General features: G+C 55.5%; 24 protein-coding genes. 12 read left to right on the top strand and 12 right to left on the bottom strand.

The features are described from left to right. Positions 1-209 precede the first annotated feature (209 nt). Complete coding sequence (locus ACK4IR_RS06485) at positions 210-917, top strand: uracil-DNA glycosylase family protein (protein ID WP_409873514.1); 708 nt, start codon at positions 210-212, stop codon at positions 915-917. A 1-nt stretch (position 918) separates the two neighbouring features. Here ACK4IR_RS06485 and ACK4IR_RS06480 read toward each other — a convergent pair whose 3' ends face one another. The 9 genes from ACK4IR_RS06480 to ACK4IR_RS06440 all read right to left on the bottom strand — a co-directional run bounded on the left by ACK4IR_RS06480 (position 919) and on the right by ACK4IR_RS06440 (position 8,442). Next, positions 919-1,278, bottom strand: coding sequence for a PadR family transcriptional regulator (locus tag ACK4IR_RS06480; RefSeq protein ID WP_409873513.1), 360 nt, complete (start codon positions 1,276-1,278; stop codon positions 919-921). 298 nt (positions 1,279-1,576) lie between these two features. Further along, entirely contained in the window at positions 1,577-2,125 is a 549-nt protein-coding gene (locus ACK4IR_RS06475) for a 2'-5' RNA ligase family protein (protein ID WP_409873511.1), read from the bottom strand. Then, the gene (locus ACK4IR_RS06470) at positions 2,125-2,781 is read right to left on the bottom strand and encodes a class I SAM-dependent methyltransferase (protein ID WP_409873509.1); all 657 of its coding nucleotides are present in this window, start codon (positions 2,779-2,781) and stop codon (positions 2,125-2,127) included. The genes ACK4IR_RS06475 and ACK4IR_RS06470 overlap by 1 nt, the downstream gene beginning before the upstream one ends. Before the next feature lie 3 nt (positions 2,782-2,784). After that, entirely contained in the window at positions 2,785-3,375 is a 591-nt protein-coding gene (locus tag ACK4IR_RS06465; protein ID WP_409873507.1) for a DUF3177 family protein, read from the bottom strand. Positions 3,376-3,438: 63 nt separating this feature from the next. Continuing rightward, positions 3,439-4,788: a uridine diphosphate-N-acetylglucosamine-binding protein YvcK gene (gene yvcK / locus ACK4IR_RS06460; protein WP_409873505.1), complete on the bottom strand. Its 1,350-nt coding sequence runs from the start codon at positions 4,786-4,788 to the stop codon at positions 3,439-3,441. Continuing rightward, on the bottom strand, positions 4,772-5,182 hold the full coding sequence (locus ACK4IR_RS06455; RefSeq protein WP_409873503.1) for a hypothetical protein: 411 nt from the start codon (positions 5,180-5,182) through the stop codon (positions 4,772-4,774). Before ACK4IR_RS06455 ends, yvcK begins: the two co-directional genes overlap by 17 nt. A gap of 73 nt (positions 5,183-5,255) precedes the next feature. Continuing rightward, the gene (locus ACK4IR_RS06450; protein ID WP_409873501.1) at positions 5,256-6,206 is read right to left on the bottom strand and encodes a YgfZ/GcvT domain-containing protein; all 951 of its coding nucleotides are present in this window, start codon (positions 6,204-6,206) and stop codon (positions 5,256-5,258) included. Continuing rightward, positions 6,203-7,393: a class I SAM-dependent methyltransferase gene (locus ACK4IR_RS06445; RefSeq protein WP_409873499.1), complete on the bottom strand. Its 1,191-nt coding sequence runs from the start codon at positions 7,391-7,393 to the stop codon at positions 6,203-6,205. Before ACK4IR_RS06445 ends, ACK4IR_RS06450 begins: the two co-directional genes overlap by 4 nt. After that, on the bottom strand, positions 7,390-8,442 hold the full coding sequence (locus ACK4IR_RS06440; protein ID WP_409873496.1) for a thiamine phosphate synthase: 1,053 nt from the start codon (positions 8,440-8,442) through the stop codon (positions 7,390-7,392). The genes ACK4IR_RS06445 and ACK4IR_RS06440 overlap by 4 nt, the downstream gene beginning before the upstream one ends. Before the next feature lie 84 nt (positions 8,443-8,526). Between ACK4IR_RS06440 and ACK4IR_RS06435 the strand changes: the two genes are divergently transcribed. The 10 genes from ACK4IR_RS06435 to bioA all read left to right on the top strand — a co-directional run bounded on the left by ACK4IR_RS06435 (position 8,527) and on the right by bioA (position 17,640). Then, on the top strand, positions 8,527-9,084 hold the full coding sequence (locus ACK4IR_RS06435; RefSeq protein ID WP_409873494.1) for an SPOR domain-containing protein: 558 nt from the start codon (positions 8,527-8,529) through the stop codon (positions 9,082-9,084). Positions 9,085-9,322: 238 nt separating this feature from the next. Then, positions 9,323-10,546 carry a DNA methyltransferase gene (locus ACK4IR_RS06430; protein WP_409873492.1) on the top strand — a complete coding sequence of 408 codons (1,224 nt, stop codon included), beginning with the start codon at positions 9,323-9,325 and terminating at the stop codon, positions 10,544-10,546. A 76-nt stretch (positions 10,547-10,622) separates the two neighbouring features. Then, positions 10,623-11,339 (top strand): hypothetical protein, encoded by a 717-nt coding sequence (locus tag ACK4IR_RS06425; RefSeq protein WP_409873490.1) that lies wholly within the window; start codon positions 10,623-10,625, stop codon positions 11,337-11,339. Positions 11,340-11,482: 143 nt separating this feature from the next. Next, the gene (locus ACK4IR_RS06420; RefSeq protein WP_409873489.1) at positions 11,483-12,493 is read left to right on the top strand and encodes an ArsJ-associated glyceraldehyde-3-phosphate dehydrogenase; all 1,011 of its coding nucleotides are present in this window, start codon (positions 11,483-11,485) and stop codon (positions 12,491-12,493) included. Between the two features lie 10 nt (positions 12,494-12,503). Further along, positions 12,504-13,757, top strand: a complete 1,254-nt coding sequence (arsJ, locus tag ACK4IR_RS06415; protein ID WP_409873488.1) for an organoarsenical effux MFS transporter ArsJ — start codon at positions 12,504-12,506, stop codon at positions 13,755-13,757. A gap of 113 nt (positions 13,758-13,870) precedes the next feature. Next, entirely contained in the window at positions 13,871-14,170 is a 300-nt protein-coding gene (locus ACK4IR_RS06410) for a hypothetical protein (protein WP_409873487.1), read from the top strand. Between the two features lie 206 nt (positions 14,171-14,376). Then, positions 14,377-14,838 (top strand): ribosome maturation factor RimP, encoded by a 462-nt coding sequence (gene rimP, locus ACK4IR_RS06405; protein WP_409873485.1) that lies wholly within the window; start codon positions 14,377-14,379, stop codon positions 14,836-14,838. Between the two features lie 42 nt (positions 14,839-14,880). Next, a complete protein-coding gene (gene nusA, locus ACK4IR_RS06400) occupies positions 14,881-16,068 on the top strand; it encodes a transcription termination factor NusA (protein WP_409873484.1) in 1,188 nt (395 codons plus the stop codon). Positions 16,069-16,073: 5 nt separating this feature from the next. Then, positions 16,074-16,337, top strand: a complete 264-nt coding sequence (locus tag ACK4IR_RS06395) for a YlxR family protein (RefSeq protein WP_409873482.1) — start codon at positions 16,074-16,076, stop codon at positions 16,335-16,337. Further along, positions 16,330-17,640, top strand: coding sequence for an adenosylmethionine--8-amino-7-oxononanoate transaminase (gene bioA / locus ACK4IR_RS06390; protein WP_409873480.1), 1,311 nt, complete (start codon positions 16,330-16,332; stop codon positions 17,638-17,640). The genes ACK4IR_RS06395 and bioA overlap by 8 nt, the downstream gene beginning before the upstream one ends. Here bioA and ACK4IR_RS06385 read toward each other — a convergent pair. After that, complete coding sequence (locus ACK4IR_RS06385) at positions 17,616-18,008, bottom strand: DUF1823 family protein (RefSeq protein ID WP_409873478.1); 393 nt, start codon at positions 18,006-18,008, stop codon at positions 17,616-17,618. The genes bioA and ACK4IR_RS06385 overlap by 25 nt on opposite strands. Positions 18,009-18,091: 83 nt before the next feature. Beyond that, a complete protein-coding gene (locus ACK4IR_RS06380; RefSeq protein WP_409873476.1) occupies positions 18,092-20,173 on the bottom strand; it encodes a glycosyltransferase in 2,082 nt (693 codons plus the stop codon). Positions 20,174-20,327: 154 nt separating this feature from the next. Between ACK4IR_RS06380 and ACK4IR_RS06375 the strand changes: the two genes are divergently transcribed. Beyond that, positions 20,328-21,020, top strand: coding sequence for a DUF1997 domain-containing protein (locus ACK4IR_RS06375; RefSeq protein WP_409873475.1), 693 nt, complete (start codon positions 20,328-20,330; stop codon positions 21,018-21,020). On the opposite strand, the gene eda is transcribed toward ACK4IR_RS06375, so the two are convergent. Continuing rightward, positions 20,971-21,597 carry a bifunctional 4-hydroxy-2-oxoglutarate aldolase/2-dehydro-3-deoxy-phosphogluconate aldolase gene (eda, locus tag ACK4IR_RS06370; protein WP_409873473.1) on the bottom strand — a complete coding sequence of 209 codons (627 nt, stop codon included), beginning with the start codon at positions 21,595-21,597 and terminating at the stop codon, positions 20,971-20,973. The genes ACK4IR_RS06375 and eda overlap by 50 nt on opposite strands. Positions 21,598-21,680 lie beyond the last annotated feature (83 nt).

Below are 21,680 nucleotides of genomic sequence, written 5' to 3'. Positions count from 1 at the left end.
GGAAACAACAACGGTGTAGTTAAACCCTTCAGGTATTTCTTATACAATGCGGTGGGAAACCTGTTTCGCCGTAGTTATTAATTTGTAAAATACTTTTTTGAGATAAATTAAAGTTCTAGCGATCGCCACAAAGGTGATGCAATTTATCCTAAGTTTTTCCTAAGTTTTGTGAATTTTCTTTAAGATTGTTCTCAGGAAGCTACGACCCCATGAGTGAGCCACTGCAATTTAGCTTATTTGATCCCCTCCCCGAGGCCGAACCTGCGCCAGCGCCGCCCCTTGATCCTGCCACCTATGATCAGATTCCACTGCGGGCTGAGGTGCCCATCCCCGCCGGTACCTACCGCGACTTAGAGGCTCTTGCAGTGCATTGTCAGCAGTGTCAACGCTGTGGTTTGGCGGCTACCCGTACCCATGTGGTGGTCAGCCGGGGGAATCCTGCTGCTAAGCTGATGATTATTGGTGAAGGACCGGGTCAAGCAGAGGATGAAACCGGCCGCCCCTTTGTGGGCAAGGCAGGGCAACTCCTCGATAAAATCCTTGCTTCCGTCAATCTCGACAGTGAGCGAGATGCCTATATCTGCAACATTGTTAAATGCCGCCCCCCCGGTAACCGCGTTCCAACACCGGTTGAAGCAGCGGCTTGTTTGCCCTACTTATTAGAGCAGATTCGCTTGGTCAACCCTCGCATTATTCTGCTGGCAGGGGCAACGGCTGTATCTGGACTACTGAAAGATAATCGCGGGATTACCAAAATTCGAGGCCAGTGGATTGAATGGCAGGGGCGCTGGTGTATGCCCATTTTTCATCCGGCGTATTTGTTGCGCAATAACTCACGGGAGCCGGGTAGTCCCAAGTGGTTAACGTGGCAAGATATTCAAGCCGTGCGCGATCGCTTGCGTCAACTCGAACCCTAAATCACTCCTGACGGTGGGGATGTTCCTGTAAATAGCGCAGCCAAAGCTCTGAAAGTTCTCGTGCCTGTTGCTCCTTTTCATTAACAATGTGGTACATCCGCCGAGGCCGGCCACGACCTTCCACCTTCTTCCAATAACCGTCAATAATCCCCTCATCCTCCAGGAATTTGAGGGCACTGTAAAGAACCGTATCGGAAAGGCGGTAAAGGGGATACTCATTTTCAATGGCTTGAATCAGCGCCGTACCATAGGAATCCCCTTTTTCAACCAAAGTGTAGAGCACATAGCACACGGCAACTTCCTTGCTCAGGTAAACCGGCGGCGGCTGGCGGAAAAAGGTGTAAATGTCTTCCAGTTTCATAACCTTATCCTCAGCAATGGGCTACTGTTCCCCACGATTCCCCGGATTATGGCAGGGTTTGGATTCAACGCTGCGATTCCAAAGAATAGGAAACACCGATATGCCCCCTCGCTCTTGAGACTTTACCTCTGATCCCCTAGCATGCTCTAAAGACACTGAGTATTTATCGCTACTAAGGCTAGAGTAGTCTTACTTTTGATTTTAGGAATTTTCAGAGAAAAGTATTTTCTGCATCATAATTTCTCTGTGAGCCAAAATCAAGTCACGGCCTTGTTGCCCCCCGCTTTGAGGAAGCATCCTAGGCAAGATTTCTTAACAAAAATTCACGATGAACCTGCCAGCGTCGGCCATTGTGCACCAGCAGGGTGAGGTGGGATACCCAACAGCGGGCGGCAAAGGATTGTTTCTGAAACTCTGCCCAAGCGTGGTGAAAGTTTTCCTTGGTTAAATCCCGAAAGGCGATTGTCATGTGGGGGGTAAAGGGGTGCCGTTGCGTGGGCGGAAGGTTCAGGGGTGTGGCTACCGCTTTAACCAGCTGCCTTTGGAGAGCCTGGAGCGCCGGCGTGGCTACCACATGAATATAGATGACCCGCGGCGGAAAGGCGGCAAAGCCATCGAGGATCAATTCAACAGGGGAGGCCTGCAGTGCAAAGGCTTCTAGGGCTTTTTCGAGTTCTTCTACCTCCTCATCTGACCACCAAAACGGGGGATAGAGGGTGACATGGGGCGGAGAGCGCAGAGCCGCTTGGCTTTGGTAGCGATCGCAACAGTACTGCTTGAGGCGGGTCACCTGATCCTGAATTTCAGCATTGGGCAACAGAGCAATGAAGTAATGTCGCCGCTTCATTAGCCCTGTGCCACTAGAGTCCAATGGCGATCGGAGGTGCGGGTTACTTGCCACTGCCGAGGCCGCTGCGGCAATGTCTTCAAAAGATCGTTAATTTCAATCAAGGTCAGTGCCGCATGGAGAGAGTCGGCAAAGAGTTGCCGCTGTTGGGGGGTGTCGTGGCCGGCATATTGGTCAACCAAGCCTTGCAGCTCTACCAAACTGTTGGGACGACAGAGATCGCGGATAAATAGGGTTCCTTGGGGACACAGCACCCGCAGCATCTCCCCTAGGGCCGGTTGAGGATCGGCCAAGTGATGGATGAGGCTATTGCTGATGACCACATCAAAGCTTGCCGCAGCAAAGGGCAAGGCTTTGGCATCCCCTTGAACAAAGTTTAACTGCGGGCTGTGGCGCCGGGCGATCGCCAGCATCGCCGGACTCAGATCAATGCCCGTCAGTTGCCAATGGGGATGGCGTTGATGCAGCATTTGGAGAATTCGCCCTGTCCCCGTGCCCACATCCAACACTCTTAAGGGTGGGGCCACGCTGGGCAAGACGGCAGCCAAATCGTCACAGAAGGCGGCATTCACGGCAGTAAATTCCATGGCGTCATAGGCGGCAGCCGCTTCTGGCGTCTCCATGACCTCCGGTTCAAGAATGCGGGGCAGCGACATAGGCTATAGCCCCGTGGCCGATCGCCCCTGCTTGGGCAAGCGCACAAACACAAAGTAGCTCAGATAGAGCATATAGATCCCAAGGGCCACCGCCGCAAAGAAGCCAAGGGTACCGGCGCGGGCTTGGGGGTGGAAAATCTCCTTGAACATCAGGGGTGGCTCCAGCCAGACTTGACAACTGGGAGTCTGAACGGCAGCGGCCACAAACGCACAAGGCAGATAAAAGGCCTGACCAATGGCGGCAAGGACACAGTAGAGCGTCACTGCCCAACGCCAGCTACTAAAAACTTGGCCGAGGAGGTCTTGGCGATCGCCAATTTCTTCGTTGAGATCAACCCAAAACCAGAGGCTAATGGGAATCAGCACCAAGGCCATGAACCCTGTGACGTAGGCCACCGGCCACTGGGGCATCATCAGGTACACCGTAATTGCCAAGAGACTAGAGACCCGCCAATAGATAATCAGCAGTTGGGTAATGGCCGGCACGTTTTTAACCGTTGACCACAGCAGCAGGATCAACGGAATGACCACCGTAAAGAGGACTGCAAGGCGGTAGTCCATCCACACAAGCGATCGCAACAGTTCCAAAGACATGGCAGGCCACCGAGCCAAGGGCAACGGTTCTATTATTAGGGATCGCCTTCCCAAGGCACAAGGCTAGAGCGATCGCACCCGCTCATACCAACGCATGAGAATAGCGGCTAACTTCCGTGAATCATGACGTACCGTCGGCGTGGATTCATCCATCACATCGGCAAGGATCAGGCGGCAGTTTTGGCGGGCCAGTTCGTCGCGATCAATGGCTACGGGTGTACTGCCCTGCTGGGCATAGCGTTCTAGGTGAGCGGCACTGGGGGGATATTTTTGCACCAGCACCGCATCAAATAGGCGATCGCCCGTCACTGCATCGAGAGCGCGCACATGATCACTCACAGCATAGCCATCGGTTTCCCCCGGCTGGGTCATAATGTTGCAGACGTAAACGCAGGGGCAGCGGCGCTCCGCAAGGGCTTGGGCAATCTCAGGCACCAAGAGATTGGGAATGATACTCGTATAGAGACTGCCGGGGCCTAGAATAATGTAATCGGCTTCACGGAGGGCTTGAATTGCCCGGGGCAGGGCTTTGGGGGCAGGGGGCGAGCAGCCGATTTCGACAATTTTGCCCCGTGCGGCCGTAATGTTGGACTCCCCGTGAATGAGGCGACCATCGGCAAGGCGTGCCCACAGGGTCATATCCGTCAGCGTTGCCGGTAGCACTTGACCACGAACGGCCAAAACCGCCGAACTGGTGGCGATCGCCCGCTCCAGATCCCCTGTGATATTCGTCATTGCCGTCAGAAATAAATTGCCAAAACTGTGCCCCACCAAGCCATCCCCCGCCTCAAAGCGGTACTGAAAGAGTTCTGTTACCAATTTTTCTTCATCCGCGAGAGCTGCCAAGCAGTTGCGAATATCCCCTGGGGGTAGCACCCCAATTTCTCGCCGCAACCGTCCGGAGGAGCCGCCATCATCGGCCATTGTCACAATTGCAGTAATGTTGGCGCTATAGAGTTTGAGTCCCCGCAAGAGCGTTGATAGCCCCGTACCGCCCCCAATGGCTACAATTTTCGGTCCTCGCCCCAAGCGGCGATAGGCCAAGAGGCGCTCCACCAGTGCTTTATCATCCTCCGGCAGCAGGACTTCCGTAATCGAACCCAGGGTACGGGCATACCCCCACGCAATGAGAGCCAAGCCCACAAGGAGCAGCAAAGGGCCACTGATGTAACTGGGGACAAAACGAGCCACACTCTGGAGAAACCGCTCCAGAAATTGTAAAAAATAGAAGATGGGAGTCAAGTTGATACTAATGGCAAAGCCTAGGCTGGCAAGCAACACCCCTAATGCACTTACCAGAAGCCAGCGCTTCACCAGTAGCCCAGGGAGAAGCCATTGGAACCACAGACGGATTTTCCGACGCGCCGGACGCAGCTTTGCGGAGAGGGGGTGAGCCTTATTCGCTCTCCTCATCCGGATCGATACCCAAGTAGGTTTTGCTGAGATAGCGAGCAAGGCGCCGCAGAGGATTGGCTATGCGTTTTTTGTGTTCGGCGTGAGCACTGTTGACGGGAACGCCGAGAATTCCGGAAAATTCGTCATCACTGATTTCCCCCGCCTGATGCCGGGCAAAGGAATCCACCACCTGCACCAGTTCCTCGGTGGAAAACTCAAAACCGTGCCGACTGGCAAAATCCACAACCTTGGGAGCCATTTCTCCCCGCAGCGCTGCCAGCTCCTCGGCATCCAGTTCGGCAGCCCCACTGATGTTGCCGTCACCCACCCCTAAAAGGTTTTCCAGTTCGTTCCGCAGTTGGGCATCCTCAGCAGTCTTTTGCATGAATGCTAACACCTGTGCCGTGGCCATAGGCTTCCTTCCTTCGGTCAGTCAATCTCTGCACGAGCCGATTGGATTATAACATTCTCTGATAAGAGCATTTTTAGGCAACACTTCTTAAGAATGGCACCTCCACCACTTGGACAGGGATACCCTCTGGAGTTTGCAGCGTTAATCCTGCACCGCCTACTTTGGTGCGCACATAGCCCAAACCAAAGGCACCCCCATTGAGGGAAGTGCAACTGGTTAGAAGACCCACTTTTTCATCCCCTAACAGGAGGGGGGTGGGGGGTGTCACCGGCACCCTTAATTCAAGTCCCCAAAGATGTTGTTTGACCCCTTGGTAGGTGTGCAGGCGGGCAATTGTCTCTTGGCCGATATAACAGCCCTTATTAAAAGAGATCGTATGCCCCAGCCGCGCTTCAAGGGGGTTGTAATCTTCGGTGAGTTCGGCATCGGCCGCCGGACGGCCTTGGCGGATGCGCAGGTGCTCCCAGTCGGCATCGCTGAGTTGGGGATAGGGACAGAGTAAATCGCCGAGGGGGCGATCGCTCCAAAGGGTTAAACCGGGGAGGGCAAGGCCACTGGTGGCCGCAAGGGTGAGGCAAGCGCCGTCGTGGGTAACAGTGACATGATCGTAGGGATGGGTAAATCCTTCTAGGCCAAACTGGGCAGTGATTTTTTCGGCAACACCCCCAAAAACTCGATAGCAGTAGCTCTCAGAGGTGCGATCGCTCACCTGAACCTCATCGCTGTAGAAAATGTACTTATCGAGCCATTGGAGGAGAAACTCGCGGCGCTGTGGGGATACCAGTAGATCCACCCACTCCCGATGGACAAGGAGGGTGGCAAGATCAAGGGTGCGAGCGGTCGAAGTCAGGAAAACCGTGTCTGCCCCTTGGCCGGGTTGCAGAACCAGGCAATTGTTGGAGCTTTGATTGTGTAAAAACTTCAGGCGATCGCGCCCGCTGAGGCGTAGGCGACCCCAATGGCTACAGTCATAAACCGCACCATCGGTTGCGATCCTCTCCAGTAGATCCCTTAGCGGCGTCATTTTTGCACTCCCAAAAGAAGCAAATTCCGCTCAAGGAGCGATCGCACCCCTGCCAAATTCAAATCCGGTTGCTCAGCTAACAACTCGGTCACGTTTTTTTGACCCGTTGCAGCCGCTAGGAATTGTTGTTCAGCCCGATTGAGCTGAATCACCTCATAGTGGCAGTTAAAGACACAGACGCCCGGCCAACCGTCCAAGCAGGGGTGTCGCCACGCCACAGCCGCCAGCAGATCGGCATCTTGAGACCAATCGTGACGGGGCAGGGGGGGTTTGGCCAAAAAGAATTCAAAGTGGGTCATTGCCTCCGGATCAAGGCATTCAATGAGCTGATATTGCTGAAGGGGGGGCAGTTGCCGTGCCCGCTGCAACAGTTCGGGTTGGCTGCCCAAGAGTCGCTCTAACCGCCAAACCTGAGGATTGGAAAAGCCGACAAACTCTAGACCAGAAGCGGCAATGAGATCAAAAAGGCCGGCGATCGTATAGTCAATTTCTTGGGGATGCACATACATATCGGCAAAGCATTCATCCCGCTGATTTTCAAGGCTCCAGCGCTCTTGCTCACGCTTTTTCAGGCGATTATTTTCCGGGAGGGCGGCAAAGAGTTGGCGGCCAATGGCCACTCCTTCGCGATAGTTGTGGCGATCGCCCCCTAAAAGCAGGGCAATGGCCTGCTGCATCAGCTTAATTTCCCAGCGACCGCGTTCTCCGTAAACAAAGAGGTGTAAAATGCCGCCGGGCGCAAGGACATCGGCGAGGGCTTGAATGCCCCGCTGCGGATCCGGCAGGTGGTGCAGCACCCCCACACAGTTAATCATCTGGAAGGTTTGCCTCAGTTGTGCCACCTCCTCCAAAGGCAGGTGATGGAATTCAACATTGCAGGCTCCCGATCGCCGGCAGCGTTCTCGGGCAATCTCTAAAGCCCTTTCGCTGACATCCAAGGCCGTGATCTGGGCCTGCGGATTCAAATGGGCAAGGTATTCCGTTCCCACACCGGTGCCACAGCCTGCATCGAGGATGGCAATGTCCAATTGAGGGGGATAGCAGCCGCTGCAAAAGCTATAGGCCGCCGGCCAAGACCAGCGCCAGTTGTACCCCGGTGGGGGTTCATCCAAGAGGGGTTCCGGCGGAAAGGGATAGGTATTGTACAGTTGCCGCACAGCTGCGGTAATCTCAGCCGCCGAAGTCATGATGCTTCCCCTTGAGATAAGCGCTGTAGGAATTCACGGGTGGTTGCCTCAGGATCGGCTGCCTCCATAATGGCGCGGACAACAGCCACCTGCGTCGCTCCGGCCTTGACCACCTGATCAATGTTACCCAGATCAATGCCGCCAATGGCAAACTGCGGCATCGGGGCGTGTTTGCGGGCGTATTGCAGATATTCAAACCCCACAGCTGCTTTACCGGGTTTGGTGGGGGTGGCAAAAATTGGCCCTACCCCGACATAATCGGCTCCCTCGGCAATGGCACGCTCCAGTTCTTGGGGGTTGGTGGTGGAGCGTCCCACAAGGCGATCGCCCCCCAAAATTTGCCGCGCCAGTTCCATGGGAATATCGGTTTGTCCGAGGTGCACCCCATCGGCATTGGCACCCACGGCAATATCCACGCGATCGTTGACTAAAAACAGGGCACCGTAGCGCCGGCAAAGCGCCTGCAACTGCCGAGCCGTGGTAAGACGGGTCTGATCGTCGCTGGTCTTGTCGCGGTACTGCACAAGGGGCAATCCCCCCTTTAACGCGGCCTCCACAATTTCCAGCAGGCGATCGCTAGCAGAGGTGACCAGATAGAGTTTGGCCTGTTGCAGTTGCCGCTGTCGTGCCTGGCGGGGGTTGATTAGGGCTTGCTCCAGCAGGTAAACGCGATAGCGCAGGGTCTTTGCCGTTTCACTCAACTCGGCATTGGTTAACTTGGCGTATTCCTCAATCACCCGCAGCGCTTCTTGGACGCGGGCAAAGTTGGCGGTAAGCACCTCGTCGAGGGTCTGGCGATCGCGCTCTTGGGGATGGCTCAGGGCAGTCCCCGGATCCTGATCCGTTTGTCGAGCCGCCCGCAGCTCTGGGGTATGGTAGCGGCCAAGGGTTTGACGCAGATCTTTACATTGGGCGCTCAGAGCCGCCTCTTCACGGCCAAAGCGGCACCATTCCTCAATTACCCGCAGCCCCTCGCGGGCACGGTCAAGGTTGGCATCGAGAATCCGCCGAATGCGTTGCCCCTCCGATGCGGGAGCTAAATTTTGCATAGCCCGTCCGATCCCCACAGAAAAGAATCAACACAGTTCTGTTCACCGTTCGTCGGCATTGTGGATAGAGCAATGAAATTTTTGATGAGCCGTTTCAGCATTCACTCCCAGCCGTGGTGGAGTTCCCTATGTTTGATCCTAATGGGTTGGGGGACGCCTGGATTAGCGGCAGAACCGATTCCCATCCCCGTACCACCGCCAGAGGTGAATACCGTCATTCCGATTCCTGTGCCTGCCCCAGAGGTGAGTACGGCGCCAATTCCTAGCCCAATGCCCCAGCCGCTTGACAACTCCCTTGAACGATTACCGGTTCCCAGTGCCCCTATTCCGCTGGGATTTGTTGGCAATGATCGCGCGATGAATCAATTGCCGCCTCCTCCAGACGTTGCCGATGCCGATTTGACCCCGCTCACTCCCGTCGCCCCCAGAACGCGGTTTCGGGTGATTGTTTTGAACCTGCGAGATGATGATGTGGCCAACCAAGAACGCCTGCGATCGCTCGTTCCCGAGGTGATATCCATTACCCTTGGTCAGCGCCGCGCCCTGCAAGTGGGCAGTTTCCAAAACGAGGCCAACGCCAATCAAATGCGCGCCTTTATGGAGGTCAACGGCTTCCGCGCCGAGATTCAACGTCTCCCCTAACGTACCGCCAGCGGCTGGAGAATGCTGCCAAGAGGGCTAGAGTTCCCGGGGTTCTTGGTCGGCAACGTAACCCCCCTGCCGAAGCAGTCAATTTTTCATACACTTAGAGAATTAGAAGTGAAGAGCCACGGGAGCCGAGTTGCTTAAAAATTCCAAGGATATAAAAGTACCTAGAGACAACGGCAACATCAACAAGCTAGATGAGCAAGACCGCGCTTTTCATGATTGGTATCGGTTTGTGCTGTCCTATCCGCCCCATCTTGTGCGGGATTACATAGAGGACTTTGGCTTGAATGAAAAGAGTGTCATTCTAGACCCCTTTTGTGGCACAGGGACAACGCTGGTTGAATCAAAGCTGCGGGGCATCCCCTCATTGGGTACAGAAGCCAATCCATTTGCCCATTTTGCAACGTCGGTAAAGACGGATTGGCAGGTTGATCCAGACTTACTCGACCGCCACTCCTGTGACGTGGCAGACCTTGCCCTTGAGATCCTGCGGCGGCAGGGAATAGAGGACTCAGTTCCTTTTCCGGGGAAGATTACCGACCTATCGCTGCGCCAACTCTCTCCAGAGCAAAATCAACTTATCTTGGCGGGGTCAATCAGTCCAATTCCCTTGCACAAGGTATTGATTCTCCTTGAGTGCTTGCAGAAATACAGAGTAGAAAAGATCTATCGGCATCAATTGCTGGCGATCGCCCACACGCTGGTGTTTGTGGCCAGTAATCTTCGGTTTGGTCCAGAGGTGGGGATGGGTTCACCCAAAGTGGATGCACCGGTCGTGAGCGCTTGGCTGGCCAAAGTGAGGCAAATGGCCGACGATTTACGGCAAAGACAGGATTGCAAGCATACCGTTGCCCAAGTTTATCTAGCGGATGCCAGAGGTCTTGATAGCGTCTTAGCCCCCCAGTCGGTAGATGCGGTGATCACCTCTCCCCCTTACCCCAACGAAAAGGATTACACCCGCACCACTCGCCTCGAATCGGTGATCTTGGGCTTCATCAACACCAAGGCCGATTTGCAAGCCCTCAAGAAGGGGCTGCTGCGTTCCAACAGTCGCAATGTGTATCAGACCGACACCGACGATCGCTGGATTCAGGATCACCCCAAGATCCAAGCCATTGCCGAGGAGATTGAACGTCGCCGCATCGAACTGGGCAAGACCTCTGGCTTTGAGAAACGCTACGCCCGGGTTACCAAGCTCTACTTTGGCGGCATGGCCCGTCACTTGGCAGCCCTGCGATCGCGCTTGCGCCCCCATGCCCAACTGGCCTATGTTGTCGGCGATCAAGCCTCCTATTTGCGGGTGAGGATTCCCACGGGGGAATTACTGGCCGAGATTGCCCAAGCGCTAGGCTATGAAGTGGTGCGCACCGATCTGTTTCGCACGCGGTTTGCCACTGCCACGAAGGAGCAACTGCGCGAAGAAGTGGTGATTTTGTACTGGAAAGGATCATTTTAGGCAGTTCCAGCGGACTGAGGGGCTGCACCGTGGGATTACGATACAATAAAGCATGATTTGCAGTACACCCAACCCTATGGTTAGCTCTTGGGCGACATGGTCATTGCTCCGATCTCAACGGCGATCAGCTCCCCTGCACCAACGGCGATTGCCCACGGGGCACGCTACGCGATCGCGACAACGACACTGGAAATCGTTTGTTCTTAATCTGCTGTCGGAGCGTTTCTTGCGGGTGATTGCCGGGCTAGGCGCCGGTCTCCTGTTATGGCACACCGATGGCTCGCTGCTGGCGGCAACCGTCAGTGGCGTAGGGACGATTTTTTACCTCAGTCGCCGCCAACGCCGGCTTTTAACGCTATGGCAAGACCTGCGCCAAGAGGTTCATCGCTGGTTACACCACCCTTTTGCATTGACGGTGGGGGCGGGGCTGCTGGCCTGCTTGGGCACCTATACCCTCCTGCATATCGGTCAACACACAGCGGATCCGTGGTTGGTGGTAGCCCTTGTCCTCCTTGGCCTGCTGCTGGTGGGGGTCATCCTGCTTCTGGGGACAATGATTGAACAACTGCACCAGCAACAGCAGAGCCAACAGCTCTCGCGGTGGTTTGCCGACCTCACCCATCCTCAACCCCTGCATCGGCTGGTGGCCATTCGCCAACTCGCTCGCGTCTCGCAGGGGGGCGATCGCCGCCAAGTGCAGGAAGCTCTATATCTCCTGCTGGCCCAGGAAACCGATGCCATGGTTCGCCGGGCTGCCCTTGAGGTGCTCGCTCATCTGGACAATGCCACCTGAGTCTTGGGGGTCATGGGGGGAGAGTCAGCGCAGGGTTATTTTGCCTTGGGGTCGAACAAAATTCTCTTGATAAAGCCTTTTTGGCGATTGACAATTCAAGATGAGTTCAAATAGCGTAAGGATGTCCCGCTGGAGCCGCAACGATGGGGGTTGGCATCGGCATTAATGGCTTTGGCCGCATTGGTCGCTTGGTGTTGCGGGCTGCATGGGGTTGGCCTGAACTGGATTTTCGCCACATCAACGAGATTAAGGGAGGCACACCTGCGGCTGCCCATTTGCTGGAGTTTGATTCAGTTCATGGCCGTTGGCCACAGGCTATCCAAGCCAAGGCGGGGGCGATCGCCATCAACGATCAGATCATCAGCTTTTCGGCAGCGAAAACCCCGGCGGAGGTACCTTGGCAAGAACGTGGCGTCGAGATTGTTTTGGAATGCTCTGGTCAATTCCGAACCGCCGAGCAACTGGCGGCCTATTTTACCGCCGGGGTGAAAAAAGTGATTGTTGCTGCCCCCGTCAAAGAACAGGCCCTCAACATCGTTATGGGCGTCAACGACCACCTCTACAATCCCCAAGCACACCACTTGCTCACCGCCGCCTCCTGCACAACAAACTGCCTTGCCCCCGTTGTTAAGGTGATTCACGAAACCTTTGGCATTCGCCATGGTTTGATTACAACGATCCACAATGTCACGAATACGCAAACCGTCGTTGATGCCCCCCACAAGGACTTGCGCCGTGCCCGCTCTAGTCTCCTGTCTCTTGTGCCGACAACGACCGGCTCGGCAACGGCGATTGGGCTGATTTATCCGGAACTCCAAGGCAAACTCAACGGCGTGGCGGTACGGGTGCCCCTGTTGAATGCCTCGCTCACCGACTGTGTTTTTGAAGTCAGCCGTCCCACGAGTGTGGCGGAAGTAAATGCAGCCCTCAAGGCCGCCGCAACCGGAGCACTCAAGGGCATTCTCGGCTATGAGGAGCGCCCCCTTGTGTCTATTGACTACTGCAACGACCCCCGTTCTGCCATTGTGGATGCCCCCTCCACCATGGTTGTGGATGAAACGCAGGTGAAAATTCTCGCGTGGTATGACAACGAATGGGGCTACAGTAACCGCCTAGCCGAATTAGCTCGCCGCGTCGCCATGACTTTGCCCTAGGGAGTCTGCTATGGCTGTGTCCACCGCTGTCCGCAGCTATATGATCGTTACCCTCGCCTACTGGGGGTTCACGATTACCGATGGCGCCCTGCGGATGCTCGTCCTGCTCTACTTCAACCAGATTGGCTACACACCGCTGCAAATTGCCTTCCTATTTCTCTTTTATGAAGTTTTTGGTATTATCACCAACTTCCTTGGCAGCTGGATTGGTGCTCGGGTGGGACTGAACGTCACCCTCTACGCGGGCATTGGTTTACAGGTAATCTCGCTGATCATGCTTACGCCCCTGACGCAGGACTGGCCCTTGTGGTTTGCGGTGCCCTATGTCATGACAGCACAGGCAATGTCGGGGGTGGCCAAGGATCTCACCAAAATGAGTTCTAAGAGCGCCATTCGCCTGGTGGTGCCCCAGGAGGCAGAGTCGCGGCTCTTTAAGTGGGTGGCCATTCTAACGGGGTCTAAAAATGCCCTTAAAGGGGCAGGCTTCTTTGTGGGAAGTGTGCTATTGACATTGGCAGGCTTTGTCGCGTCCCTGTGGATTATGGCGATCGCCCTTCTGCTGATCATGTTTACTGGTTTCTTGCTGCCACGGGGGATGGGGCAGATCAAAAAGAAAATCAAGTTTCGCCAACTCTTTTCCAAGAGCAAGGAGATCAATATCCTTTCTGCGGCCCGCTTTTTCCTCTTTGGGGCGCGGGATGTCTGGTTTGTGGTGGGCTTGCCCGTCTATCTGCAAAGTGTCCTCAACTGGTCTTTTTATGAAGTGGGGGGCTTTCTTGCCCTGTGGGTCATCGGCTACGGGGCGGTACAGTCCTCGGCACCGCTTCTGTTGAAATATCTCAATCGCGGTCGCCCTCCCCAAGCCGCCACTATCCAATTTTGGACGTTCACGCTGACGCTGGTGCCGGCGGTGATTGCCTTGGGATTGATGAGTGCTTGGAATCCCAACGCCGTCATCATTGGCGGTTTGCTCCTGTTTGGTTTGATTTTTGCCATGAATTCGGCAGTACACTCCTACTTGGTGCTAGCCTACACTGATGATGAAAAAGTGGCCTTAAATGTTGGCTTTTATTACATGGCCAATTCCGGCGGGCGACTGGCGGGAACGGTACTCTCTGGCCTTATCTATCAAATTTGGGGCATTGTCGGCTGTCTGTGGGTTTCAATGGTTTTCGTTCTCTGCGCGGGAATTATTTCCCTGAAGCTAGAGGATCCGAAACGGCAGCAGCCTTACCCCTCCTTTGCTGCGGGGGATGGTGAATAAGTGCAACATTTCCGCAGATCGGCTACCACCGGTTAAAATTAAGGTACAGCTCTTTTCATCAGGATAGTACGCCGTAAAGAGCTGTAGGAGAGGTTCCTCGAGGAAGTGCCATTATGATGCTCCCCCAAGAAATCATCGGCCAAAAAGTGTGGTTGGAAGTGGAACCCGAAGATGCCTACTATCCGGGTGAGAAAATTCGCGTACAGGCGGAAATTAGCCAGCCCACCGCTCCGCCGTGGTATTATGCTCGCTACATTAACCCGCCTCGCTGGTTCCGCACCCCAGGCCAGTGGCTCACCCACCATGAGGCTGAGATGGCAGTGCTCCTGAACCCGGTCTTGGAGGATGTGGAGCTAGAGGAACAGGACTACGACGGTGATGAGCTAACAAATGGCGATTTTAGCGATCGCTAGGGGCGTATTGGACGAGGTGGCGATCGTCCACTGTTAACTGCTATACTAAATGCTACGAACAGTGGTGTATTGGCAGCACCCATGAACGTTCTACTGTGAACGGTTCAGAATTCTCTTTCCCGTAGGGAAGGGGAGTTGTCATTTGTTGAGATTGTTTGGGTGTGGTGGGCAATGTCCCGCCTTTTTTATTTCCTATGCAGATACAGATGCTTTTGCCGGTGGTGCAAACCCTTGCTCAGCAGGTTGCCGACCAAGAACACCTTGATCTGGTGAGTGTGCAGTGGCTGACCCATCAATCGCCCCCGATTTTGCGAGTGGAGGTGCGTCATCCTGAGCATGACACCAGCTTAGAGGATTGTGAACGCTTGAGTCGGGCATTGGAGATGGCTTTGGATGGGCTGCCAGAGTTGGAGTTTGCCTACGTTCTGGAGGTATCGAGTCCGGGTCTGTCGGATTACTTGAGTAGCGATCGCGACTTTGATGCCTTTCGCGGGTTTCCGGTGCGGGTCATGACTACTGCACCCCATCGGGGCAAAACCCTTTGGGAGGGCAACCTGATTCGCCGTGACGAGGTGAATGTCTATCTCAATCAACGGGGGCGATCGCTGGCCATTCCCCGCTCCCTTATTGCCAGTGTTCAACTGTACACCCCCGGTGGTGAACCTTAGCCCAAATTAATTTCATCCAGTGAATTGAGGTTATAACGGACGATGACTCTCTATCGCTTACCCGGCCTCCGGGCCATGATTAACGAAATTAGCCAAGAGCGGAACTTGCCCAAGCACGCAGTGCATCAAGCCCTCAAAGAAGCACTACTCAAGGGATACGAACGCTATCGCCGTAGTCTGCGCCCGGATCATAGTCACTTTGAAGAGGATCACTTTGCCAATTTTGAAGTGGAACTAGACACCGAGCAGGAGGGCTTCCGCGTGTTGGCCACCAAAACAATTACGGAAACGGTGCAGAACCCGGATCGCGAGATTGCCCTTGCCGATGTGATTGAGGTGGTGCAGGATGCCCGTGTCGGCGATACGGTGCTCTTGGATGTCACGCCAGATCATCAGGAATTTGGCCGCATGGCCGCCATGCAAACCAAGCAAGTCCTAGCGCAAAAATTGCGAGATCAGCAGCGTCGCTTGGTTCAAGAGGAATTCAAAGATCTCGAGGGCACCGTACTCATGGGGCGGGTGCTCCGCTTTGAGCGGCGATCGGTGATTATGGCCGTGCGCAGTGACGCTAGCCAGCCGGAAGTGGAGGCCGAACTGCCAAAACGGGAACAACTCCCCAACGACAACTACCGCGCCAACTCCACATTCAAGGTGTATCTCAAGCGTGTTAAAGAAGGCCTGCAACGGGGGCCCCAATTGGAGGTTTCCCGCGCCGATGCCGGCTTGGTGGTCTATCTTTTTGCCAACGAAGTGCCCGAAATTGAGGATGAAGTGGTGCGGATTGTCGCCATTGCCCGCGAAGCCAATCCCCCAACCCATAAAGTCGGCCCGCGCACTAAAATTGCCGTGGATACCTTAGAGCGGGATGTCGATCCTGTGGGTGCCTGTATTGGGGCACGGGGATCCCGCATTCAGGCGGTGGTCAATGAACTGCGGGGGGAAAAAATTGATGTGATCCGCTGGTCGCCGGATCCTGCCACCTATATTGCCAATTCCCTCAGTCCGGCGCCGGTGGAGGAGGTGCGGCTCATTAACCCCGAAGCCCGTATTGCCCATGTCCTCGTGGCTCCCGATAAAGTTTCTCAAGCCATTGGCAAGGAAGGCCAAAATGTGCGCTTGGCCACCCGCCTTACCGGCTGGAAAATCGAGGTACGCGATAGCTCCCAATACAACTACGAAGAGGAGGATCGCTTGGCCATGGCCGCTCTCGAAGAACAGCTTGCCGGTTAGGAAAGATGGCCGTTCCCCAACGCCGCTGCGTAGCCTGTGGCCGCTTGGCCGATCGCTCCGAATTCTGGCGCGTTGTGCGCTGCTGGCCGGATCACAAGGTGCAGTTGGATCAGGGGATGGGGCGATCAGCCTATTTGTGTCGCACGGCCGAATGTCTCAAGGTGGCCAAACAAAAAAAACGACTGGCGCGATCGCTCCGCTGTTCAATTCCCGAGGAGATTTTCGCTACCCTTGCTGCTCGCCTAGAGGCCGATAGCCCCCATGACTAACTCCCCCATTTGGCAGCCCTTTACCCAAATGAAAACGGCGGATCCGCCCCTGAAGGTGGTGCGTGCCCAAGGGGCTTGCCTTGAACTCAGTGATGGCCGACAGATCATTGATGCCATTTCCAGTTGGTGGGTGACACTCCATGGGCATAGCCATCCTAGGCTGGCTCAGGCGCTCTACGAGCAGGCGCAAACCCTTGAGCACGTCATTTTTGCAGGGTTTACCCATGAACCGGCAGAGCAGCTGGCTCACCTCTTGTGCGCCCACACCCCGGCGGGGTTACAGCGGGTCTTTTTTTCCGACAATGGCTCCACAGCCGTGGAAGTGGCGCTGAAGATGGCCTACCAGTATTGGCAGCGGCGAGATCAACCCCGGCGATCGCGCTTCATCGGCTTTGCAGGGGGGTACCATGGCGATACCCTTGGGGCAATGGCGGTCGGCCAAAGTTCCCCTTGGTGGCAGCCTTTTCAACCGCTGCTTCCCCCCTTGACAATCCTGCCCTACCCGGCAACCTACCCGGGAGATCCAGAGGTGGAGACCAAGGAGGCACAGGCGATCGCGCAACTGGAAGACACCCTGAAGGCAGACCCTGAGGCCTATGCAGCCCTGTTTATTGAACCCCTGGTCCAAGGCGCAGGGGGAATGCGCATGTGTCGTCCTGCGTTTTTGCAAGCCATTGCCGAGATTGCCAAGGCCTATGGAGTGTTAGTGGTCTATGACGAGGTGATGACGGGGTTTGGCCGCACCGGTGCCCTCTTTGCCTGTGAGAAAGCCGGCACGCAGCCGGATCTGCTGTGTCTGTCGAAGGGTTTATCGGGCGGCTGCTTGCCCATTGCCGTGACCTTGGCAACCGAAGAAATTTACCAAGCCTTCTATGATGACGACCCAACGCGCGCCTTTTACCATAGTCACTCCTACACTGGGAATCCCTTGGCCTGTGCCGTCAGTGTGGCTTCGTTTCAATTGCTGCTTGCCCAGCCTGACTCCTACCAAGGTCTAGAGGCACGCCATTGGCAGTGTTACCACCAGTATCTGGCCGATGTCAGCAATCTCAAGCAGTTTCGTACCTGTGGCACGATCGCGGCCATGGAATTGGAAACTGAAGCTTCCTACTTTAGTGCCCTGGTGCCGCAACTGCGCCGCCGCTTTGTGGAATTGGGCGTTCTCCTGCGGCCGCTGGGGAATACGCTGTATATTTTGCCCCCCTACTGTATTACCGATGCGGAATTGGCCACGGTCTATCAAGCCATCCGCCAAGTGGCGATCGAGATGGCCGAAGGTTACTTTGCCCCGGCCTCGGCTTGAGTGGCCCTATAGCTGAGGAGCCAATTGACCGCAGTGGCACGGCGGGTACGGCGCGGTGTCAGTTCCTTGATTTCATAGCCGGGAAAGCCCAACTGTTCCTTGAGGAGTTGTTTGTGGGCCGGCGGAATGGAGCGGGTGAGCTTGACAATGGCGGGGCGGCTGCCCATAAAGTCCGGCGGTTCGGGATAGTCTTGGCGCCATTCTGGGGGCACGCGATCGCTCTGCCAAGTTTGCGTATGGGGATCGTAGCGATACCCCAGGCAGTGCCACAGGAGCTGATTGACCGTTGCATCCTCCAATTCATCGTTGAGAATTTGCCACAAGGTAGCTTCTGTGAGGGGGGGAAGTTGGGAAGCAGGAATGCTCATTGCCTTGCCCAATTACCACGCTTGCCGTTCATCGCCATAACTATTTAATCCTATTGGAATCTTGATTGGGCTATTGTACGACCTCATTTTTTGTTGGAATTGCTTGGAATAGCCGTCGGCTCAATGCCGGACTGTTGCTTGGGCAGGGGACGCGACCGCCTCCGCTCACGAATCAAAGGAGGTAAGACAAGAGTGCGCAGGAGCAGCCATAGAGTTTGCCATTCATTGGGAGCTTTTTGCCATTGCCAGCGGTTGGGTTGACAAAACAGTAAGGCGACCAATTGGCGGTATTGAGGGGTGCTCAGGGGATCGAAATAAATTTTTAGGGTCGTTGGATTGGGCATCGCCACAATTTGGCCGCTGAGGTCAATGCCTGCCTCCAAAAGCCGACAGGTGAGGGGCACCCCCATGGCCGAGGGGGGGAGGGGTTGATGCAGATGAATCACCGCACCGCCTTCAGACAGGCGCATCGTCGTGCCCCAGAGGGCAGTGGCTTGATCCCAAGCCAGATGGAGTTCAACGGTTTGCTGCACCCGGAGCCAGTCGTAGGGATCAGGGCGGGGGCGCTCAATGAGACTGTAGAGGGCAAGGGCAAGAATCACGAGATTGTAGAGGTTCCAGACCCAAGCCAGCAGGAGGCCTTTGGCCTGCAAGGCCTGCCAATTCAAGAGGGCAGCAGCCACCGAGAGTCCAAACAAAACAAGGAGCGGTGCCGCGAGGCGCCACTGCAAATGGTAGCGATCGCAACAACTCCCCTTCGGGGTGACCCAAAAAGGCCGACCAAAGGGACGCAACAGCGTGTCTATCACCGTCAGGGTCAACGGTACACATTGAATCACCGCATAGAGATCGGAGACCAAGGCAGAGCGACTTTGGCCGTTGAGCCAGCGGAACGTACTCAACAGCAGCCAGTAGTAGGGCACAAAGTAGTAGAGCCACTGCCGCAGGGTGGTTTCCAGGGGCACCACCCCCCAAAAGGCGGCCATCAGGGGCAACAGCAGCAACAGCAACCGCAGGGGACTGTGGAACCACTGCATGATCCCCTCGAGGTGGGCAAGGCGCTGCAGCCAAGTGAGATTCGGCACCCGCAGGGGATTGGCCGGAATGAAGAACCCTTGGAGGGTACCCCGTGCCCAGCGTTGACGCTGACGAATATGCGCCGCCATTTCCTCGGCACACAGGCCGGCACTGAGACTTTCGTTGAGGTAAATGAGCCGATAGCCCGCTGCGGCCAATTGAATGCCTGTATAGTAATCCTCACTGAGGGATGCGGTGACAAAGCCGCCAATGGCCTCCAGGGCCGATCGCCGCACGACAAAGGCACTGCCGTAGCAGAGAGCTGTTTCAATACTGTCCCGCAACACTTGGTAATGGCGGGAGAAAATCTCCACCTCTGGCGGCAAGTAATCCTCTAGGCCGAGGTTGCGGGCAATGGGATCGGGGTTGTAAAAGCTCTGGTAGGTTTGCACAAGGCCAATTTCAGGCCTTTGAAAAAAGCCCACCGTGCGGGTGAGAAAGTTGCGCGTAGGAACAAAATCGGCATCAAAGACGGCAATCAGCTCTCCCGTCGTATGGCCAAGGGCGTGGTTGAGGTTGCCCGCCTTCGCATGGCGATTGTCAGGACGGCTGAGGTACTCACAGCCTAATTCCAAGGCCAACTCTCGGAGGGCAGGGCGACGAGTATCGTCCAGAACATAAATCCGCTTGTGGGGATAGTCAAGGGCTTGGCAGCCGAAAATCGTGCGTCGCAAAATCGTCAGGGGTTCGTTGTAGGTGGGAATGAAAATATCTACCCAAGGCTGATAGTGGCCACTTTTGACCGCAAGGGCAGCGGCATCGGCTTCCGGACGACGGTTTTTGATGTACAAGAGCAGATAGAGTTGCAGGCCATACCCAGCCATCATCAACCCTTCAATGCCGAGTAGGAGGAGGCTAACGGCAGCCTCTAGGGGGGTGCGCAGATTGAGGGTGGCCAGCGATCGCCACAGCAGGTAATGCAGCATCAAGGCCATTAAACTGCCCACCACAATGACCCGCGCCCACAGCTGCTGCACCTTTCCCCAGCGCAACACAATACTGCTGAGAATCACCATCCAGCACAACGGCCAAAAGAGCCACGGTTTGTCTAGGTCTTCAACGGCGAGCCAAGAAGGGATAATGGGCATTGGTGAAGCCTCAACCAACTGAATAGTAATGTAACGAAATGTAAACCAACCGTTGGACAGAAGATCCGACCCTCAAGGTTCCCCGCCGTAGCGATCGCCCCCAGAGGTATGTCAGGATGAAAATCGCCAAATTTCGATGTGCTGATGTAATGCTATGACCGATGCCCAAGAGGGGACAACGCTGCCGCCCTTTATTTTTCACAACCAGTTTCAAGGCTGGATGGAAGTCTATGCGCCCGTGCAGCGCTACGAAACTTATCTCAACAATCACCAGGAATGGTTTCATCGCTGTGCCCATCCCATGAAAACAGAACCGGTGGGCAAGCACGGCTACATTCTCACCATTGGGCGCTATGGTTCCCATGGCTATGAGGTGGAACCGAAAATTGGACTCCATTTGCTTCCCCAAGAGCAAGGGGTTTATCGCATTGAGACGATGCCTGTGCCGGAACAGCCATTTTTGAACTATGAGGTGAACTTTCAAGCGGCCATGGCCTTGGTGCCGATGCAAGCCAATCCGGACACCGATAAGGAGCTATTGAACCTGAATGTGGTGGACTACACACGGGTGAATTGGGAACTGGATCTGCGGGTGACAATGTACTTTCCTCGTTTTATCTACCGCCTGCCCCATGGTCTGGTGCAGGGCACGGGCAATCGCGTCTTGGCTCAAATTGTGCGTCAAGTCTCCTACCGGCTGACGGCAAAAGTGCAAGACGATTTCCACAAAACCATTGGCCTAAATTTGGGCAAACGCTGGCGACGCAAGCGATTCCATGCCGAGCGGGTGCGCACCCTCACCCCTGCTCCTGATCCGCCTGACGAGCCTGAGCCACCTGCTGCTTGAGCATGGCCACATCCGTACCGAGTTGACTGCCCATGCCGATGGCGATCGCCCCCGCTTTCCGAAGGGGCACGACATCCTCCCAGCCAATCCCCCCACAGGGGATTAGGGGAATCTCAGCAAACAAGGGTCGCAATGCCCGCAGATAGCTCGCTCCCCCCACCGCCATAATCGGAAACACCTTGACCGCCACTGCCCCGGCTTGCCAAGCGTGGAAAATTTCCGTGGGGGTCAATGCGCCCAAAATGAGGGGACGGTTGGCCTCCTGGGCAAGGGGCACCACCTCTGTTGCCGTGTGGGGGGTCACTAAAAACTGCGCGCCGGCGGCGATCGCTTCCTCAACCATTGGCGGCGTTTTGAGACTGGCAGCTCCTATCGTGCAATGGGGATAGTCTTGACGGAGCTGCTGCAATACCGCCGCAGCCTTAGGCGTTGTCCAAGTCACCTCTAGGCAGGAAAACCCTGCTTCAACGTAAACCTGAGCGCGGGCGATCGCTGCGGCAGGATCAGCAGCCCGCACCACAGCAATCAGAGGTAGGGACTGCAAAAACTGCAACTGCTGTGGCCAAGGCTTGGACATGGCGTGACAACAACTCAGCAAGAGGGTGGAAGGGCAGTGATAAGATGAAAACTTCCCCTACCCCTAAACTACGGTATATTGGC

The sequence above is a fragment of the Thermosynechococcus sp. genome (genome assembly GCF_046299635.1).
Taxonomy (GTDB): domain Bacteria; phylum Cyanobacteriota; class Cyanobacteriia; order Thermosynechococcales; family Thermosynechococcaceae; genus Thermosynechococcus.
The sequence above is the reverse complement of the archived record's forward strand: the minus strand, read 5'-3'. Positions and strand labels throughout refer to the sequence as shown.

Coding starts and splice junctions, on each gene's coding strand:
- ACK4IR_RS06485 (WP_409873514.1), top strand. CDS start 210: ATGAGTGAGCCACTGCAATTTAGCTTATTTGATCCCCTCCCCGAGGCC.
- ACK4IR_RS06480 (WP_409873513.1), bottom strand. CDS start 1,278: ATGAAACTGGAAGACATTTACACCTTTTTCCGCCAGCCGCCGCCGGTT.
- ACK4IR_RS06475 (WP_409873511.1), bottom strand. CDS start 2,125: ATGAAGCGGCGACATTACTTCATTGCTCTGTTGCCCAATGCTGAAATT.
- ACK4IR_RS06470 (WP_409873509.1), bottom strand. CDS start 2,781: ATGTCGCTGCCCCGCATTCTTGAACCGGAGGTCATGGAGACGCCAGAA.
- ACK4IR_RS06465 (WP_409873507.1), bottom strand. CDS start 3,375: ATGTCTTTGGAACTGTTGCGATCGCTTGTGTGGATGGACTACCGCCTT.
- yvcK (WP_409873505.1), bottom strand. CDS start 4,788: ATGAGGAGAGCGAATAAGGCTCACCCCCTCTCCGCAAAGCTGCGTCCG.
- ACK4IR_RS06455 (WP_409873503.1), bottom strand. CDS start 5,182: ATGGCCACGGCACAGGTGTTAGCATTCATGCAAAAGACTGCTGAGGAT.
- ACK4IR_RS06450 (WP_409873501.1), bottom strand. CDS start 6,206: ATGACGCCGCTAAGGGATCTACTGGAGAGGATCGCAACCGATGGTGCG.
- ACK4IR_RS06445 (WP_409873499.1), bottom strand. CDS start 7,393: ATGACTTCGGCGGCTGAGATTACCGCAGCTGTGCGGCAACTGTACAAT.
- ACK4IR_RS06440 (WP_409873496.1), bottom strand. CDS start 8,442: ATGCAAAATTTAGCTCCCGCATCGGAGGGGCAACGCATTCGGCGGATT.
- ACK4IR_RS06435 (WP_409873494.1), top strand. CDS start 8,527: ATGAGCCGTTTCAGCATTCACTCCCAGCCGTGGTGGAGTTCCCTATGT.
- ACK4IR_RS06425 (WP_409873490.1), top strand. CDS start 10,623: ATGGTTAGCTCTTGGGCGACATGGTCATTGCTCCGATCTCAACGGCGA.
- ACK4IR_RS06420 (WP_409873489.1), top strand. CDS start 11,483: ATGGGGGTTGGCATCGGCATTAATGGCTTTGGCCGCATTGGTCGCTTG.
- arsJ (WP_409873488.1), top strand. CDS start 12,504: ATGGCTGTGTCCACCGCTGTCCGCAGCTATATGATCGTTACCCTCGCC.
- ACK4IR_RS06410 (WP_409873487.1), top strand. CDS start 13,871: ATGATGCTCCCCCAAGAAATCATCGGCCAAAAAGTGTGGTTGGAAGTG.
- rimP (WP_409873485.1), top strand. CDS start 14,377: ATGCTTTTGCCGGTGGTGCAAACCCTTGCTCAGCAGGTTGCCGACCAA.
- nusA (WP_409873484.1), top strand. CDS start 14,881: ATGACTCTCTATCGCTTACCCGGCCTCCGGGCCATGATTAACGAAATT.
- ACK4IR_RS06395 (WP_409873482.1), top strand. CDS start 16,074: ATGGCCGTTCCCCAACGCCGCTGCGTAGCCTGTGGCCGCTTGGCCGAT.
- bioA (WP_409873480.1), top strand. CDS start 16,330: ATGACTAACTCCCCCATTTGGCAGCCCTTTACCCAAATGAAAACGGCG.
- ACK4IR_RS06385 (WP_409873478.1), bottom strand. CDS start 18,008: ATGAGCATTCCTGCTTCCCAACTTCCCCCCCTCACAGAAGCTACCTTG.
- ACK4IR_RS06380 (WP_409873476.1), bottom strand. CDS start 20,173: ATGCCCATTATCCCTTCTTGGCTCGCCGTTGAAGACCTAGACAAACCG.
- ACK4IR_RS06375 (WP_409873475.1), top strand. CDS start 20,328: ATGACCGATGCCCAAGAGGGGACAACGCTGCCGCCCTTTATTTTTCAC.
- eda (WP_409873473.1), bottom strand. CDS start 21,597: ATGTCCAAGCCTTGGCCACAGCAGTTGCAGTTTTTGCAGTCCCTACCT.